The sequence below is a fragment of the uncultured Shimia sp. genome (genome assembly GCF_947493595.1).
GTDB lineage: Bacteria > Pseudomonadota > Alphaproteobacteria > Rhodobacterales > Rhodobacteraceae > Shimia.
Map to the genome: position 1 here is coordinate 56063 of NZ_CANLRL010000005.1, position 16748 is coordinate 72810.

Consider the following 16748-nt stretch of genomic DNA (forward strand, 5'->3'; position numbering starts at 1 on the left):
TTTACATAACAAGCCCACACTCACGGAACGCACCATATGACCACCAAAGACACCGTCTACATCGCGCTCTTCGCTGCGCTCACAGCAGCCCTCGGACTGATGCCACCCTTACATTTTGCCGGCGCAGCCCTTCCCCCAATTTCGGCACAATCTCTGGGCGTCATGCTCGCCGGTGCTGTCCTGGGCGCCAAACGGGGTGGCCTGGCCCTGCTGCTGTTCATTGCGCTTGTGGCCGTTGGCCTACCACTGTTGTCCGGTGGCCGTGGTGGATTTGGCGTCCTGATGGGCACCTCCGGTGGCTTCCTGTTGTCCTGGCCGATCTGCTCAGCCCTAATTGGCTACCTTGCGGAACGGGATCGCGAAGGTGGTGCTCTGAAACTTGGCGCCTATATCGCGCTGGGTGGCATTGTCCTGATGTATGCCGTTGGCATTCCTTGGATGGCCTTTATCGGCAAACTCGGCATGGCCAAATCCCTGTCAATCATGGTGGCCTATGTTCCCGGCGACCTGATTAAGGTTGTGGTTGCCGCCATTCTCGCGGAAAATCTGCGCAAAGCTTACCCCAACCTCTGAGGACGCGTTTGCCCTTACGCCACGCATTAGATCATCACGCCCGCCAGCGCCCCGACGCGCTGGCGGTTGCCATTTGTGACACACGCCTCGCCTACAGCGCGCTCTATGACCGGCTCAAACGCCTACACGCCGCGTTGGCCGCGCTGCCGCTGCAAGACCGCCCGGACCTGCCGCTGCCAGACGGCGCACGCAACTTCGCTCTCTCCATTGGCAACCACGCGCAGGCGCCAACCCTGCTGGCCACTGCCCTAGCCACCCCCCATGCCGTCACGCTACTAGACCCACATTGGCCTGACGCCCTTCACCAGCGGGTGTTGGCCAAACTGCCCCCGGACGCATTATTCTGCCTCTCAAGCCAAACCGGCCTGATCGACGCCGCCAAACGGCTCGGCATCCCGGCCATCACCGTGGACACTGACGCCTTTGAGGCCTTCCTCGCCGCGCCCGAAGACATCCCCTTCACCGATCCCCGCGCCATTTTTATGGTGGGTTTCACCTCCGGCACCACCTCGGAGCCCAAAGCCTTCGCCCGCGCCCGACACAGCTGGCGCGCCTCGCTGGATGCCAGCCGCCTCGCCTTTGCCCTGACCGAGCAAAGCCACACCTTTGTACCCGGCCCGCTCAGCCACGGCATCACACTGTACGCGCTGGCCGAAACCCTCGAACTGGGCGCCGCCTTCCACGCGCTACCCAAATTCGACCTGGCCGAAGCCCACCGCACCATGGCCCACACCCGCCGCATTGTGGCCGTACCCAGCCTGCTTGGCGCGCTCTGCCGCGATAAGCCTTTGGATCAGATTGTCGAGATCACCACCGCCGGCGCCAAACTCGATCCTGCCCTACTAGAGAAGGCCCGCAACTTCTTCCCCCGCGCCCGCATCCACGAATACTACGGCGCCAGCGAACTTGGCTTTGTCAGCCTCAACACCCACGGCCGAGACAGCTCTTCCGCACCAGCCCATTCGGTTGGGCGGCCTTTCCCCCACGTCGCACTCTCCCTACGCCAAAACGGACAGGAAGTGCCACAAGGTGAGCCGGGCACCATTTTTGTCCGTGGTGATCTGGCCATTGACGGCTACCTCTGGGGCGGCCGCAACTCCGGGTTCCGCCGCGAAGGCCCCTGGGCCACCGTGGGTGACGTTGGCAAACTCAACAACGACGGCAGCCTCAGCCTCCTGGGCCGCGAAGGTGGCATGGTCATCACCGCAGGCCACAACGTCTACCCCCAAGAAATCGAAACCGCCTTGGCCGAAATCCCCGGCATCACCGGCGCCGCCGTACTGGGTGTTGCCCACCAATCGCGCGGTCAGGAACTGGTCGCCATCCTTAGCGGCAACACGCCGCTGGACGAAATCAAATCCCAACTTGCCATCCGCCTCCCGCGCTACAAGCTGCCACGCCATTTCTACCGCCTCACAGACTGGCCCCTGACCACCTCTGGAAAACCAGACCGAGGCCGCCTGATGTCATGGCTGCATAAAAAGGACCCACGCCTTGTTCCCACCACTGGCTGACCTGCTGCCTGAAGACCGCCAACCGGTGATCGTCGCCGCACGGCGCAGCGCCATAGGCCGCGCCGGTGGTATGTTTGCCAGCCTCGATGTCGAAGATCTTGCCGCCCCCGTCATGCGCGCCACGCTGGCAGACGCCAACATCCCCCCGGATCAGCTTGATGATGTGATCCTCGGCAACGCCGCTGGCCCCGGCGGCAATATCGCCCGGCTCTCCGCACTGCACGCGGGCTTCCCCACGTCCATCCCCGGCGTCACGGTCGACCGGCAATGTGGTTCTGGGCTGGAAGCGGTGATGATGGCCTGCCACCTGATCATGGCGGACGCGGGCAGCACCTACCTCGCAGGCGGCGTCGAAAGCCAATCCCGCGCCCCGCTGCGCACGCTTCCCGCCAGCGGCACCCTATCTGAGCACAGCTACAAACGCGCCCGCTTCTCCCCAGAAATGATCGGTGATCCAGACATGGGCGCCGCCGCCGACACGGTTGCCAAACAGTTCAACATCACCCGCGAACGGCAAGACGCCTTCGCCCTGCGTTCGCAACAGCGCGCAGCCCAAGCCCGCGATGCCGGCGCTTTTGACGCCGAAATCGTCCCCATCACAGGCGACGCCACCGACGAATGCATCCGCGACACAATGACAGCCGAGCGCCTCGCCCGCCTACGCCCAGCTTTCACCAAAGACGGCACCGTCACCGTTGGCAACGCCTGCGCCCTCAACGACGGCGCGGCCTCCGTCCTTGTGACAACCGCCAAAAACGCCCGCGCGCTCGGTCACCCTCGCGCCCTCGCCTATCTCGGCGGCGCCTCCGCAGGTGTGGATCCAAACATCCTCGGCATCAGCCCTGTCGCAAGCACCCGGAAACTCCTGCAAAAGCACCGAAACCTGTCGCTGACCAACGTCACCCACCTCGAATTCAACGAGGCCTTTGCCTCGCAAGTCCTCGCCAGCCTCGACGCGTTGAACATCGACGAACACCTGCCAAACCAACACGGGGGCGCCATCGCCCTCGGCCACCCCTTTGGCGCCTCCGGCACCATCCTTGTGACCCGCCTGTTCAGCCAGTTGATCCACCAAGACGCCCCCCCAAACGCCCTCGCCATGGCCATGATCGGCATCGGCGGCGGCCAGGGCCTCACTGCGGCCTTCGCACCCGTCACGCTCTAAGCTTTCTCATTCCCAAAATATCTCGGGGAGGAGGCACAGAGTGCCGGAGGGGCTGGCCCCTCCCGCCATCAACGCCCCAAAACGCAAAACGGGGCCGCCTCTGCGACCCCGTTTCAATCTTTCACCAGATGACAGACTTACTCGTCGTCTTCGTCCAGCATCCGCACCGCGCCCAACGAGGCATTGGACACATGCTGCGCATAGACTTTCAGCGCCTTAGACACCGCCCGTGGACGACCCTCAGCTTTCCAGACTTTCTTGTCTGCTTGCGGGTGGTTGGCGCGACGCTCCGCCAGCACCTCATCGCTCACATCCAGATGGATCGAGCGGTTGCGCACGGAAATCCGGATCTTATCGCCATCTTCCACCAAACCAATCACACCCTTTTCAGCCGCTTCCGGCGAGGCATGGCCAATTGACAGACCCGCGGTGCCGCCAGAGAAACGCCCATCGGTCAGCAACGCACAAGTGGTGTCGAGCTTTTTGGATTTCAGGTAAGCAGTTGGATACAGCATCTCCTGCATGCCCGGACCGCCTTTTGGCCCTTCATAGCGGATCACCACCACGGAATACGGCTGCACTTCATTCTGCAAAATGCCATGCATGGCATCTTCCATGCTTTCAAAGACCTTCGCGGTGCCTTCGAACTCATACATCTGCTTGATCACACCGGCGGTCTTCAGAATACAGCCCTGCTCCGCGATGTTGCCAAACAGCACGCACAACCCACCTTCTTCCGAATAGGCGTTTTCAAAATCACGCACACAGCCGCCTTTGATGTCCAGATCAAGTTCTGTGTACATGCGGGACTGGCTAAACGCTTCCGTGGTGCGCACACCGCCAGGCGCCGCAATGAACATGTCACGCGCTTCATTGCCCGCGCTTTCGCGGCGCACATCCCATTTGTCAATGAACGCGCCAACAGTGCGCTCATGCACAGTGGCACAATCACGATGGATTTTGCCTTCGCGGTCCAGCTCACCCAGAATACGTGCAATCCCGCCCGCGCGGTGCACGTCTTCCATGTGGTACTCCGGCGTCGAAGGCGCCACTTTACACAGGTGCGGAATCTGGCGGCTCATGCGATCCATATCCGCCATGGTGAAGTTCACGCCTCCCTCTTGCGCAATCGCAAGCAGGTGCAGAACCGTGTTGGTCGACCCGCCCATGGCAATGTCCAGAGCCATGGCATTTTCAAAGGCTTTGAAGTTGGCGATACCCCGTGGCAGCGCGGTCTCGTCACCTTCTTTGTACCAACGATCACACAGTTCAATGATCTTGTGACCGGCTTCTTCAAACAGCCCACGGCGCTTGGAGTGTGTTGCCAGCAGCGAGCCGTTGCCCGGCAGCGCCAGGCCCAGCGCTTCCGCCAAACAGTTCATTGAGTTGGCTGTGAACATACCGGAGCAGGAGCCACAGGTTGGGCAAGCGGAGCGTTCCAGCTTGTCCACCTCTTCCATGCTGCGATCTTCATCCGTTGCGCCCACAATCGCGGTTACAAGGTCCGCCTTGTGCTCGCCGTCTTTCAGGATCACCTTGCCAGCTTCCATCGGGCCACCGGAGACAAACACAGCTGGAATGTTCAGACGCATCGCCGCCATCAACATGCCCGGCGTGATCTTGTCACAGTTGGAAATACACACCAGCGCGTCGGCACAGTGGGCGTTCGCCATATACTCTACAGAGTCGGCAATCACTTCGCGCGACGGCAGCGAATACAACATCCCGTCGTGGCCCATAGCAATGCCATCATCCACCGCGATGGTGTTCATTTCTTTGGCCACGCCACCGGCTTTTTCAATCTCACGCGCCACCAATTGGCCCATGTCTTTGAGGTGCACGTGCCCCGGCACAAACTCGGTGAAGGAGTTGACCACCGCCACAATCGGCTTGCCAAAGTCCTCGGTTTTCATGCCTGTCGCACGCCATAGGGCACGGGCAGCGGCCATACGGCGGCCAAAGGTCGAGGTTTTGGAACGAAGATCAGGCATCTTTTGCACTCCTGCGGATGGCTCGGGCGCCCCATAGCGCCCCTTGCGTGTCTGGACAGAACGGGTGCCACTCAAAAGGGGGGAATGCAAGAGAGTCCGGAAAGAATGTTACTCAAAATCGCGCACAAAGCTTTCACAAAGAACGACGCGCACGACTTTGACGTAATCTGTCCCGCAAAATCAGCTTTGCGCAGCTGCCTCCGCAAGAAACCCCGCCACATCTTTCTCGGCAATATCACCCACACAGCGCAGCTTCACATGCCGCCGCGCCTTGCCTTTGCCTTCCAGAAGCCCATTCGGGTCACTCAACCGTGCCCCATGCGAAAACTCAAACGACACATGCGCCTTGTAGCCAAAGTATCCCCCAACCGCCGTAGCAGCGACACCCGCCTCATGTTCCAACATCTGACCACCATACATGTGGCGGCCGTGTAGCTCCGGCGCCACCTCAGCCACCATCTCCTCAAGCGCATCTATAATCGCGGCTTGTGTGGTCTCGTCCATCTCAACCTTCCAGATTCATCGGCGTGGCAATTTCCACCAAACAGCCGTTTAAGTCGCGCACGTATGATATCGTTTGGCCCCACGGTACGCCATGCGGCTTACTCACCGGCGAACACCCCGCCGCCAGCGCCTTCTCAAAGGCCGCAGCCACATCCTCTGTGACAAAGCAAATCTCCCACCCGGCTGGAATGGCGCTTTTCTCATTGGGTGCAAAGGCCAAGCCATCCAGCTCGATCACCTCTTCGGCGGAAAACGACAGCACCGTGTCACCGGTCTCCATCTCCGCATACAGCGTGCTTTCATGCATAAACCGCTGGGTCAGACCAAATGCTGCCTCATAAAACGCGACCGTCTCTGGCACGTTTTTTACGTAAATAATTGTGTATCCAAGTTTCATAACAAGCACCTCACATTGCTTGTCCTAGACCTAAAGCCCGCAACACCAAAGCGCTTGAAGAAATCGGACATCACCTCTTAGGCCGCACGATTTCCCCACAACCCGCCGGACACATCTGGCCGGATCAACCCCTCCGGAATGTCTGACGGCACAAACCCGCCAAACCGCCGCATGGCCCGCGTCATATGTGCCTGATCGGCATAGCCTGCCTCAAACGCCGCGTCTGATAGCGACCCGCCCGCATCACAGATCAGCCGCAGCGCCCGATGAAACTGCACCAGTGACGCATAGGCCTTCACCGACAGCCCCACCGTGCCGCCAAAAAGCCGATTGAGATGCCGCGTCGAGCACCCCGCCCGCGCCGCCAGTTCCGTCACAGCAAACCGCCCCCCCGCCAGATGTATCCGCCGTACGCTCTCGCCCGCGCGATGCCCCTCCGGTGTCAACGCCCGCCCTTCAACAAACCGCACCAACGCCTGGCGCAAAATGTCCTCACGAATGCCTGCCACACACAACCCCGCCAGTTCTGGCACCAAAGCCTCCGCCTGCGCGCCCAACGCCACCTGATCTTTCACTGCCCCCAATGCATCGCCCCACAACACACCGCCACGCTCCGGCCGCAACCGCACGCCAATCCACCGATCTCCCGCCTCAAACGCCACCCAATAGGGCTGAGTTGCTGGCCCAGTCACCACCAACTTTGGCACCACGGCCCGATCCGCGTTGTAGCGCACAATCACATCACAGCGCCCGTCTGGAAGGATCAAACTGCGCCCGGCCTGCAGTTCTTCATGCCGCCACACCGCTTCCACGCTGCGCGACTGTTGCGGCGTGTAAATCCGCTCCTGATATCCATCTGGCAGACGCACGCTACCCCCTCACCCAATCGTCAACCGCGCCAGCAGCTCGGTGGCATTCTTCACCTGAAACCGCTTGTGTAATCGCGCCCGCACATCCTCAATGGTCCGTGGCGACAGGCCCAACTCCCGCGCAATCTGCTTGCTGGTCAGCCCGCGTCCCAAGCCGCCCACCACCTGCCGCTCCCGCACCGTAAGCGACACCGGCGGCCCGTCATGAATGGCGGCAAATGTCATCACCAACCGCGCTAATGGATCGTCCGGCGTCAATGTCTGTGCCCGAAACCGGCACCACACCTGCCCGCCATCACGCCGCCGCACCATGCGCTCATCACTGTAGGCATGATCCTGTCTCAGTGGCTTCAACCCAATGTCGCGCACCTGCTCAAACTCCTCGGTGCTGTCATACAACAAGCGAAACGACTGCCCCACCAAAGCGTCTTTCTCATAGCCAACCAACCGCGCAAACCCTTGATTACAGGCGCGAATGACGCGCTGTTCGGTCATCACAATCCCCACCGGTGCGGCGTCAAACGCCAGGTGCTCCCATTCCATCTACGCTCCCCCAACCGTAATCCTACGGTATTGATACCGTAGCCCGACACAAGCCACTCTGTCTCTACCCCAACTTCATTTGGCCCCAAATATCCCTGCCGGAGGCTCCCGCACTCTCCGCACGCGCAACACCCGAGGTGATTTCATGCCCATCGACACCGACCGCCTGATGACCCGCATCGAGTCCATGCGTGACGACTTGGTGCAATTGACCCAAGACCTGATCCGCATTCCCACACTCAACCCGCCCGGTGAAAACTACCGCGAGATCTGTGATTACCTCGACACCCGCCTGACCCGTCACGGCTTTGACACGCAGCTGGTGCGCGCCCACGGTGCCCCCGGCGACAGCGACAAATATCCGCGTTGGAACATCGTGGCGCATAAATCCGGCCACCACCCCGGCGAATGTGTGCATTTCAACAGCCACACCGATGTGGTCGAAGTGGGCCATGGCTGGACCTTTGATCCTTTTGGCGGCGAGATCAGCGACGGCAAAATCTACGGCCGTGGCGCCTGTGACATGAAAGGCGGGCTTGCCGCGTCCATTATCGCCGCCGAAGCCTTCATTGCTGAATTCCCCGACTTCCACGGCAGCATCGAAATCTCTGGCACGGCGGATGAAGAATCCGGCGGCTACGGCGGGGTCGCCTATCTCGCGGAAAAGGGCTTCTTTGCGCCTGAACGCGTGCAACATGTGATCATCCCCGAACCCCTGCACAAAGACCGCATTTGTTTGGGCCATCGCGGCGGCTGGTGGGCCGAGATTGAGACCTTTGGTGAAATTGCCCACGGCTCCATGCCTTTCTTGGGCGATTGCGCCGTGCGCCACATGGGCGCGGTGATCGACAAGTTTGAGAGCGACCTTTACCCCGCCATGGCGGCGCGCCGCACGGACATGCCTGTGGTGCCCGAAGGCGCACGCAGCTCCACCATGAACATCAACTCGATCCACGGCGGCCAAGCAGAGCAGGCTGAAGACTTTGACGGCTTGCCCGCCCACTGCGTGCCAGACAGCTGCCGCATCGTGATTGACCGTCGCTATCTCGCGGAGGAAACCCACGCTGAAGTCAAAGGCGAGGTTGAAGGCCTGCTGGATGACCTTTCTGCCCAGCGCGACAACTTCCGCTATGACATGCGCGAGCTCAACCACGTGGCCCCGTCAATGACAGATCGCAAAGCCCCCGTTGTGACCACGGTCGACAAGGCGATTCAGGACATTTTGGGCAAGACCCCGGATTATGTCGCCAGCCCCGGCACTTACGACCAAAAACACATTGATCGCATCGGAAAGCTCAGCAACTGTATCGCCTATGGGCCGGGTATTTTGGAAATGGCTCACAAGCCTGATGAGTACATCGGAATCGACGATATGATCGACAGCGCCAAGGTCATGGCGCACAGCCTGACGCAGCTGCTTTTGCCTCAGACAAATGACCCGGCCTAAGGCCCAATAACAATAAAAAGCAAACAGTTAAGGGAGAGAGACACAATGACATTTTTCACGTCAAAGCTAGCCAGTGCCAGCGCCGCTGCTCTGATTGCCGGGACACTGACAGCCCAAGCTGCACAAACCGACATCACGGTTGCCATGCAGTTGGAACCACCGCATCTGGACCCAACTTCGGCCGCCGCCGGGGCCATCGACAGCGTCCTGTACTCCAACGTTTTTGAGGGTCTGACCCGCTTTGCCTCTGACGGCTCTGTCACACCGGGCCTCGCCAAAAGCTGGGACATCTCGGAAGACGGGCTGACCTACACCTTCATGCTGAACGACGGTGTGACCTTCCATGACGGCTCTGCCATGGACGGCGAAGACGTGAAGTTCTCGCTGGATCGCGCCCGCGCAGAAGACAGCGCCAATGCGCAAAAAGCCCTCTTCGAAGGTATTGCAGACGTCACCGTGGTAGATCCACTGACTGTGAAAGTCACGCTCGATGGCCCGAACGGCGACTTCCTGTTCAACATGGCATGGGGCGACGCCGTGATTGTCGCGTCTGAAAGCATAGCGGACATCAAAACCACGCCTATCGGCACCGGTGCCTTCAAATTTGGCAACTGGGTGCAAGGCGACAAGATCACGCTCACACGCAACGATGCGTATTGGGGCACGCCTGCCACGCTGACCGATGTGACCTTCAAGTTTATCTCCGACCCAACCGCAGCCATGTCTGCCATGATGGCCGAAGACATTGATGTGTTTGCCGGTTTCCCAACGCCTGAGGCACTACCGCAGTTCGAAGCAGACCCGCGCTTTCAGGTTCTGGTGGGCAACTCCGAAGGCGAGACCATCCTGTCGACCAACAACAAGATGCCACCATTGGATGACGTGAAAGTACGCAAGGCCATCGCCCACGCAATTGACCGTCAGGCGATCATTGATGGCGCGATGTTTGGCCTTGGCACCCCAATTGGCACCCATTTTGCGCCACATCACCCGGACTATGTCGATCTGACCGGCAACTCGGCTTATGATCCTGAACTGTCCAAGAAACTGCTCGCCGAAGCAGGTTATCCGGACGGCTTCACCACCACGTTGAAACTGCCTCCGCCCTCTTACGCCCGTCGCGGCGGCGAAATCATCGCCGCGCAACTGCGCGCTGTCGGCATCAATACCGAAATCTCCAACTTGGAGTGGGCGCAGTGGCTGGAACAGGTGTTCCGCGGCAAGGACTTTGGCCTGACCATCGTCAGCCACACCGAACCCAATGACATCGGCATTTACGCCCGTCCGGATTACTACTTCCAGTATGACAATCCGCAGTTCCAGCAGATCATGGACACCTTGAACAAAGCCACCATCCCGGCAGAACGCACCGCCCTGCGCAAAGTGGCCCAGACCATGATCGCCGAGGACTATGTCAACGGCTACCTGTTCCAACTGGCCTACCCAACTGTGGCCAAAGCCGGTGTGCAGGGCCTCTGGCTCAACGCCCCAACCCAAGCGACTGACCTGACCGCCGTGAGCTGGTCAGAATAACACCCCCCGCGCTGGGGCCACACACTGTGGCTCCGGCGCAAATCGACTTACCGAAAGCCGCCGCCATGATTGACCACATCCCCGCTGGCTCCCTGCCCAGCCGCAAAGCCCCGCCTGAATACTTCACCGGCGATGTCCGGATGGATCTGATCACGGAAAGCCGCCCCCCTTCCCAAGTTTTTGCCGCCCGCGTCACCTTTGAACCCGGCGCGCGCACCGCATGGCACACTCATCCCGTGGGCCAAATCCTGCATGTCTTGTCCGGCGTTGGCCTGATTGCCCTGCGCGGCGAAGCCCCACGCACAATCCGCCCCGGTGACAGTATCTGGATTGAGCCCGGCGTTGAGCACTGGCACGGCGCCACGCCCAACACCGCCATGTCCCATATGGCCATCCAACAGGTCGAAGACGGCTCCGGTGCCACGTGGCTCGAACACGTCACCGACACCGATTACCTGAAACCAGCGACCTGACCGCCCATGCTCCGCTACACTCTCAAACGCGCCCTGTCTCTGGGTCTAAGCCTGGTGGTGGCCTCGCTGGTGATTTTCTTCGTGATCGAAGTGGTGCCCGGCGATCCCGCAAGCTTTATGCTTGGCCTCAACGCTCAACCTGACACCATCGCCGCCCTGCGCAGCGAACTGGGGCTGGATGTGTCCAAACTGGAACGCTACCTCTCCTGGGTTGGTGGTATGCTGCAAGGCGATTTTGGCACCTCCTACACCTACCGCACCCCCGTGACCGAGATGATCGGCGATCGCATCTGGGTGTCGCTGCCTCTGGCCCTCTACGCACTCACGCTCTCCACGCTGATTGCCTTCCCCGCTGGCATCTACGCCGCCTCCCGCCGGGGCAAACCGGGCGACATGGCTGTGATGGGCGCCACGCAACTGGGCGTCGCCGTACCCAACTTCTGGTTTGCCATGATGCTGGTGCTGATCTTTGCCATCAACCTGCGCTGGTTCTCTGCGGGCGGTTTTGTTGGTTGGGAAAAAGGCGTCCCGGCGGCGATGAAATCCCTGACCCTGCCCGCCATTGCACTGGCCCTGCCGCAATCCGCCATCCTCGCCCGCGTCATGCGCTCCGCCCTGCTGGATGTGCTGGGTGAAGACTTCATGCGCACCGCCCGCGCCAAAGGCCTCACCCGCCGCCAGGCCCTGATGCGCCACGGCTTGCGCAACGCGCTGATCCCCGTGCTGACCATCATCGGCATGCAGTTTTCCTTCCTGCTCGCCGGTGCCATCATCATCGAGCAGGTCTTCTTCCTGCCCGGCCTCGGCCGCCTGATCTTCCAATCCATCTCCGCCCGCGACCTGATTGTGGTTGAAAGCGTGGTCATGTTGCTGGTCTTCCTGGTGATCCTCGTGACCTTCCTTGTGGATCTCGCCTATGCCGCTGTTGACCCCCGCCTGAGATCCCGCACATGATGCTCTCCCGCAATATCCTCTTTGGTGGCCTGCTCTGCTTTATGGTGATCGCCGCAGCCTTGATCAGCTTCCTCTGGACGCCATTTGACATCACGCAGATGGACATCCCCAACAAGCTGCAAAAGCCCAGCGCGGCCCATTGGTTTGGCACCGACCACTTTGGCCGCGACATCTTTTCGATGATCATGGTTGGCGCGCGCACGTCTTTGGCCGTGGCCCTTGTCGCGGTGGGCATTGGCATGGGCCTTGGCGTGCCGCTGGGCCTTTGGGCCGCCGCCAATTCCGGCAGCTGGCTCGACGAGCTGATCATGCGTGGAAACGACCTGATCTTTGCCTTCCCCAGTCTTGTGATCGCCATCCTGATCACCGCCATTCTTGGCCCCAGCGCGGTGAACGCGATCCTCGCCATCGGCATCTTCAACATCCCGGTCTTCGCCCGCCTCACCCGCGCCGGTGCCCTCCCATTGTGGCAACGCGACTTCATCCTCGCCGCGCGTGTTGCTGGCAAATCCCGCACCCGCATCTCGGCGGAACACATCCTGCCCAACGTCGCCAACCTGCTGATCGTACAGGGCACCATCCAGTTCAGCCTTGGCATTTTGGCCGAAGCAGGCCTGAGCTACGTTGGCCTTGGCGCACAACCGCCCACACCCTCCTGGGGCCGCATGCTGGCAGATGCGCAAACCATGGTGTCCTTCGCACCGCACCTCGCGTTGATCCCCGGCCTTGCCATCATCACCTCGGTTCTGGGCCTCAACCTCTTGGGTGACGGGCTGCGCGACTTTCTTGACCCCAAAATTCGGGTGATGCGCTCATGACTTTGCTCTCTGTCCAAAACCTCTCCCTCTCGATCGGCCCCCTTTCAATCCTGAAAGAGGTCACCTTCTCCATTGCTCCTGGTGAGATCGTGGCCGTGACTGGCGAAAGCGGCTCCGGCAAATCCATGACCGCGCTGGCGGTGATGCAGCTCCTGCCCGAGAGCGCCCGCACCAGTGGCCACATCATGCTGCGCGACGAAGAGCTCACCGCACAGTCGGAAAAATCCCTCTGCGCCATGCGCGGCAACTGCATTGGCATGGTCTTTCAGGAGCCAATGACCGCGCTCAACCCGCTGCACACCATTGGCCAACAAGTGGCCGAGACCATCCGCATGCACGCCGTCATGCCCAAAGCCGAAGCCGAAGCACAAGCCGCAGCCATGCTCACCCGTGTCGGCCTGCCACAAGACCGCTTCCCACTGTCGCGCTATCCACACGAACTCTCCGGCGGCCAGCGTCAACGCGTTGTGATCGCCATGGCCATCGCCCGCCGCCCGCGTCTGTTGATTGCTGACGAACCCACAACCGCACTCGACGTCACCACTCAGGCCAAGATCCTCGACCTTCTGAAAGACCTCGTCGAAGAATTCGACATGGGCCTGTTGATGATCACCCATGACCTCGCCGTGGTGGCAGACATGGCAGACCGCATTGTGGTCATGCGCAAGGGCGAAGTGGTCGAACAAGGCGACACCAAACACCTGCTTGCCCACATGCAACATCCCTACACCAAAGCTCTGTTTGCCGCCTCCCAGCATCAAGTTGACCTGCCCAACGCTGAAGACGGACACGCCGCAATCCTGTCTGTGCAAAACGCGGTCCGCGACTACGCCCTGCCGCGCACAAAACTCTTTGCGCCCCGCAGCTTTCACCGTGCGGTCAAGGGCATCAGCTTTGACATCCACCAAGGTGAGCGGGTTGGACTGGTCGGGGAATCCGGTTGCGGAAAATCGACCCTAACACGGGCTATTTTGGGCCTTGAGCCGCTGCAAGACGGCAGCATCACGGCCTTTGGCACCGCCGTTGCCCCCGACATGCCAGCCCAGGCCCGCATCAAAACGCAGGTGGTGTTCCAAGACCCCTACAGCAGCTTCAACCCGCGGCACAAAGTTGGGCGCATCCTGACCGAACCCTTCCATCTGGTCGACACGCCCCCCACCGGCGTGGCACTGACGCAGGTCATTGGCGAAGTGCTCACCGACGTTGGTTTGCAGCCGTCAGATGCGCAAAAGTACATCCACGAATTCTCGGGTGGTCAGCGGCAGCGCATCGCCATCGCCCGCGCCCTGATTACCAAACCTGAGTTGATCATCTTTGACGAGGCCGTGTCGGCGCTCGACGTCTCCATCCGCGCGCAAATTCTCGACCTGATTGCCGGGCTCTCCCGCCGCCACAACCTGGCCTATCTGTTCATTTCCCACGATCTCTCCGTGGTGCGCTCCGTGACTGACCGTGTGCTGGTCATGCAAAACGGTGAGATTGTGGAGCAAGGCGAGACCGAAACGGTCTTCACCACGCCAATGCACCCCTACACGCAAACCCTGATCAACGCCGCGCCGGTGCTTCCGGATCTGGCCGCGTTGAGTGACAAGACTGAGACCGCCCATGCCCCTGCCTGATCTGTTTTTTGACCCGTCCAAATGCCTGATTGGCGGCCACTGGCAACCCGCCAGTTCCGGCGACACTTTAGAGCTAACAAACCCGTCAGACGGTACGCATTTGGCCACTATCGCGCGCGGCACATCCGCCGACGTCGATGCCGCTGTTGCAGCCGCCCATGCCGCCCGCGCGGGTGACTGGGGGCGCGCCACCGCTGTTGAACGCGGCCGCATCCTCACCCGCATCGGGCAGCTGGTGTTGGAGCACACCGACACGCTGGCAAAACTCGAAGCCATGGATGTGGGCAAACCCCTGACCCAAGCCCGCAACGACGTGATCGCGCTGGCCCGCTACATGGAGTTCTACGGCGGCGCAGCTGACAAAGTGCATGGCGAAACCATCCCCTATATGGACGGCTACACCGTCTACACCCTGCGCGAGCCCTTTGGCGTGACCGGCCATATCGTGCCGTGGAACTACCCGATGCAGATCATTGGCCGCTCGGTTGGCGCGGCCCTAGCAATGGGCAACGCCTGTGTGCTGAAACCGGCGGAAGAAGCCTGCCTCACAGCCCTCGCCTTTGCAGAACTTGCGCAACAAGCAGGCCTGCCCGCCGGTGCTCTCAACGTGGTGCCCGGCCTTGGTGCCGAGGCCGGTGCCGCCCTTGCAGGCCACTCCGACATCCAACACATCTCCTTCACCGGCTCCGTGAACACAGGCCGTCTGGTGCAAACCGCCGCTGCACAAAATGTCGTCCCCGTCACGCTGGAACTGGGCGGCAAAAGCCCGCAACTGGTGTTTGCCGACGCGGACCTCGACGCTGCGCTGCCCTTCCTCGTGAACGCAGGCATCCAGAACGCCGGTCAAACCTGCTCCGCCTCTTCGCGCATCCTTGTGGAACGCTCTGTTTACGATGAGGTCACCACCCGCATGGCGGCGGCATACCAAAATATGCGTGTCGCCCCAGCACTGGAGGACGCCACCCTCGGCCCACTGATCTCTGGTCGCCAGAAAGAGCTTGTTTCCGGCTTCCTTGCCAAAGGTGCAGACCTGCAAACCGCCGCCCAGGGCCAAATCGTCACCGACACCCCCGGCCACTACGTTGCACCAACCCTGTTTGCAGACGTCCCCCCGGACCACACATTGGCCCAGGATGAAATCTTCGGCCCGGTGCAGGCACTGATCCCGTTTGACAGCGAGGAAGAAGCCCTCGCCATCGCCAATGGCACAAAATTTGGCCTTGTCGCCTCCGTCTGGTCCCAAAACGGCGCCCGCCAGATGCGCCTCGCCAAATCCTTGAAGGCGGGACAGGTCTTCCTCAACAACTACGGCGCCGGCGGCGGTGTGGAACTGCCTTTCGGCGGCACCGGCCACTCCGGCCATGGCCGCGAAAAAGGCTTCGAGGCACTCTTCCACTTCAGCCAACTCAAAACCGTCGCCGCCCTGCACGGCTAACATTCACTGTCTACAAGTATCCCCGCCGGAGGCTTCCGCGGGCGCAAAAAAGGACCAGCACATGCGTCTTGAAAACAAAACAGCCATCATCACCGGCGGCGCTCAGGGCTTCGGCGCGGGCATTGTCGACAAATTCCTCGCCGAAGGCGCCCGCGTGCTTGTCGCCGACATCAACGGCGATATGGCCGAAACCAAAGCCGCCGAACACAAAAACGCCATCCCCTGCACCGTCGACGTGGCTGACGCCGCAAGTGTACAGGCCATGATCAACACCGCCGTGTCGGCATGGGGCCACATCGACATCACCGTGAACAACGCTGGCGTCACCCACCTGCCCGCCCCAATGGAGACCGTCACCGAGACTGATTTTGACCGCGTCTTTGCCGTGAACTGCAAGTCCATCTACCTGATTGCCCAGTCGCTTGTTCCACACATGAAATCCCGCCAAACCGGCGCCATCCTCAACGTCTCCTCCACAGCAGGCCTCTCCCCGCGGCCCAACCTCAACTGGTACAACGCCTCCAAAGGCTGGGTGAATACCGCAACCAAAGCCATGGCCGTCGAGCTTGCCCCCCACGGCATCCGCGTGAACGCCATCAATCCGGTTGCCGGTGAAACCCCACTCCTCGCGTCTTTCATGGGCGAAGACACCCCGGAAATCCGCGCCAAGTTCCTCTCTTCCATCCCCCTGGGCCGCTTCTCCCAACCCGAAGACATGGGCAACGCCGCAGCCTTCCTGTGCTCTGACGAAGCCAGCATGATCACCGGTACGCTGATGGAAGTTGACGGCGGGCGCTGCATCTAAAGCAGTTTGCGCTTTACAGGGGCAAGCGGATCGTTTTTCGCGTTCGACCACATGGGAGAGGCAGCGAACAAGCGATTCAATTCAAACGCAAACTACTAAAAGCGCCCC

General features: G+C 60.9%; 16 protein-coding genes. 11 read left to right on the forward strand and 5 right to left on the reverse strand.

Translation table 11 applies throughout. From position 1 onward, the window contains the following. Nucleotides 1-36 precede the first annotated feature (36 nt). The 3 genes from Q0955_RS13220 to Q0955_RS13230 are packed head-to-tail and all read left to right on the forward strand — an operon-like array spanning nucleotide 37 to nucleotide 3252. On the forward strand, nucleotides 37-573 hold the full coding sequence (locus tag Q0955_RS13220; RefSeq protein WP_299424905.1) for a biotin transporter BioY: 537 nt from the start codon (nucleotides 37-39) through the stop codon (nucleotides 571-573). A gap of 8 nt (nucleotides 574-581) precedes the next feature. Next, a complete protein-coding gene (locus Q0955_RS13225; RefSeq protein ID WP_299424906.1) occupies nucleotides 582-2087 on the forward strand; it encodes an AMP-binding protein in 1506 nt (501 codons plus the stop codon). Then, nucleotides 2068-3252, forward strand: a complete 1185-nt coding sequence (locus Q0955_RS13230) for a thiolase family protein (RefSeq protein WP_299424908.1) — start codon at nucleotides 2068-2070, stop codon at nucleotides 3250-3252. The genes Q0955_RS13225 and Q0955_RS13230 overlap by 20 nt, the downstream gene beginning before the upstream one ends. 137 nt (nucleotides 3253-3389) lie before the next feature. On the opposite strand, the gene ilvD is transcribed toward Q0955_RS13230, so the two are convergent. The 5 genes from ilvD to Q0955_RS13255 form a co-directional block, all read right to left on the reverse strand. Further along, a complete protein-coding gene (gene ilvD / locus Q0955_RS13235; RefSeq protein ID WP_299424909.1) occupies nucleotides 3390-5243 on the reverse strand; it encodes a dihydroxy-acid dehydratase in 1854 nt (617 codons plus the stop codon). A 180-nt stretch (nucleotides 5244-5423) separates the two neighbouring features. Then, on the reverse strand, nucleotides 5424-5747 hold the full coding sequence (locus tag Q0955_RS13240) for a DUF1801 domain-containing protein (RefSeq protein WP_299424911.1): 324 nt from the start codon (nucleotides 5745-5747) through the stop codon (nucleotides 5424-5426). A gap of 1 nt (nucleotide 5748) precedes the next feature. After that, nucleotides 5749-6144 (reverse strand): VOC family protein, encoded by a 396-nt coding sequence (locus Q0955_RS13245; protein WP_299424912.1) that lies wholly within the window; start codon nucleotides 6142-6144, stop codon nucleotides 5749-5751. Between the two features lie 77 nt (nucleotides 6145-6221). Then, complete coding sequence (locus Q0955_RS13250) at nucleotides 6222-7013, reverse strand: AraC family transcriptional regulator (protein WP_299424914.1); 792 nt, start codon at nucleotides 7011-7013, stop codon at nucleotides 6222-6224. A gap of 9 nt (nucleotides 7014-7022) precedes the next feature. Further along, on the reverse strand, nucleotides 7023-7556 hold the full coding sequence (locus tag Q0955_RS13255) for a LuxR C-terminal-related transcriptional regulator (RefSeq protein ID WP_299424915.1): 534 nt from the start codon (nucleotides 7554-7556) through the stop codon (nucleotides 7023-7025). A gap of 145 nt (nucleotides 7557-7701) precedes the next feature. Here Q0955_RS13255 and Q0955_RS13260 point away from each other — a divergent pair, with 145 nt between their 5' ends. The 8 genes from Q0955_RS13260 (at nucleotide 7702) to Q0955_RS13295 (ending at nucleotide 16640) form a co-directional block, all read left to right on the forward strand. Continuing rightward, entirely contained in the window at nucleotides 7702-9003 is a 1302-nt protein-coding gene (locus Q0955_RS13260; RefSeq protein WP_299424917.1) for an acetylornithine deacetylase/succinyl-diaminopimelate desuccinylase family protein, read from the forward strand. Between the two features lie 45 nt (nucleotides 9004-9048). Beyond that, complete coding sequence (locus Q0955_RS13265; protein WP_299424919.1) at nucleotides 9049-10536, forward strand: ABC transporter substrate-binding protein; 1488 nt, start codon at nucleotides 9049-9051, stop codon at nucleotides 10534-10536. Nucleotides 10537-10562: 26 nt separating this feature from the next. Continuing rightward, on the forward strand, nucleotides 10563-11009 hold the full coding sequence (locus Q0955_RS13270; protein WP_366140685.1) for a cupin domain-containing protein: 447 nt from the start codon (nucleotides 10563-10565) through the stop codon (nucleotides 11007-11009). Nucleotides 11010-11015: 6 nt separating this feature from the next. Further along, complete coding sequence (locus tag Q0955_RS13275) at nucleotides 11016-11963, forward strand: ABC transporter permease (protein WP_299424920.1); 948 nt, start codon at nucleotides 11016-11018, stop codon at nucleotides 11961-11963. Continuing rightward, the gene (locus tag Q0955_RS13280; RefSeq protein WP_299424922.1) at nucleotides 11960-12781 is read left to right on the forward strand and encodes an ABC transporter permease; all 822 of its coding nucleotides are present in this window, start codon (nucleotides 11960-11962) and stop codon (nucleotides 12779-12781) included. Before Q0955_RS13275 ends, Q0955_RS13280 begins: the two co-directional genes overlap by 4 nt. Continuing rightward, nucleotides 12778-14400 (forward strand): dipeptide ABC transporter ATP-binding protein, encoded by a 1623-nt coding sequence (locus Q0955_RS13285; RefSeq protein WP_299424924.1) that lies wholly within the window; start codon nucleotides 12778-12780, stop codon nucleotides 14398-14400. The genes Q0955_RS13280 and Q0955_RS13285 overlap by 4 nt, the downstream gene beginning before the upstream one ends. Continuing rightward, entirely contained in the window at nucleotides 14387-15835 is a 1449-nt protein-coding gene (locus Q0955_RS13290) for an aldehyde dehydrogenase family protein (RefSeq protein WP_299424926.1), read from the forward strand. Before Q0955_RS13285 ends, Q0955_RS13290 begins: the two co-directional genes overlap by 14 nt. Nucleotides 15836-15896: 61 nt before the next feature. After that, on the forward strand, nucleotides 15897-16640 hold the full coding sequence (locus Q0955_RS13295; RefSeq protein ID WP_299424927.1) for an SDR family oxidoreductase: 744 nt from the start codon (nucleotides 15897-15899) through the stop codon (nucleotides 16638-16640). Nucleotides 16641-16748: the final 108 nt, after the last annotated feature.